Here is a 575-nt window from a genome sequence, read left to right as displayed (position 1 = left end):
GGTGGATCTCGCAGCTCCGGGAATCGATATCTTCAGCGCTTGCGCCGCGTCCTCCGGCTATTGCAAGGGGCACGGCACATCGGATGCGACGGCGCTCGTCTCGGCCTCGGCCGCATTGGTGTGGGCGGCGCATCCGGAGTGGACCGCCAACCAGGTGGCGCGGGTTCTGCTCAATACGGCGGGCAAGGCGGACGACGGCGCCCAGCGGAACGACGCCATTGGATACGGCATCGTCCGCCCACGGGTGGCGCTGACGGAGCCGGGGGATCCGGGGCCGGCGGATGTGTACCCGATCCAGGAGCAGCCGGTCGGGCAGTCCGCGCCGAGTGGCTCGGCCGCTCCGTCGGCATCTGCCCCGACGCCCGTTGTGTCCCAGAGTCCGGCGGCACAGCCCGCGCCCACCCCGCCGCTCTCGGCTTCCGCCGCGCCGGCCGCGGAGCAGAAGGACGAGGGCTCGGCCCTGGTCCTGGTGGCCTCGGTGGCCGGGGGGCTGGTGCTGGTGGCCGCAGTACTTGTGGTGCTGCTGCGGCGGCGGAGGGCGTAGGGGACGCCCACACCCCCCGGCGAGCGGGCGG

1 protein-coding gene is annotated in these 575 nt (G+C 73.6%); it reads left to right on the top strand.

Annotation, left to right across the window (positions count from 1 at the left end; genetic code table 11):
• The coding region (locus BI06_RS52290) for a S8 family serine peptidase (RefSeq protein WP_043466486.1) at positions 1-544 on the top strand (544 nt) is incomplete at its 5' end.
• Positions 545-575 lie beyond the last annotated feature (31 nt).

The sequence above is a fragment of the Kitasatospora sp. MBT66 genome, assembly GCF_000710405.2.
GTDB classification, from domain to species: Bacteria; Actinomycetota; Actinomycetes; order Streptomycetales; family Streptomycetaceae; genus Kitasatospora; species Kitasatospora purpeofusca.
This window is presented reverse-complemented; position numbering and strand designations above follow the sequence as displayed.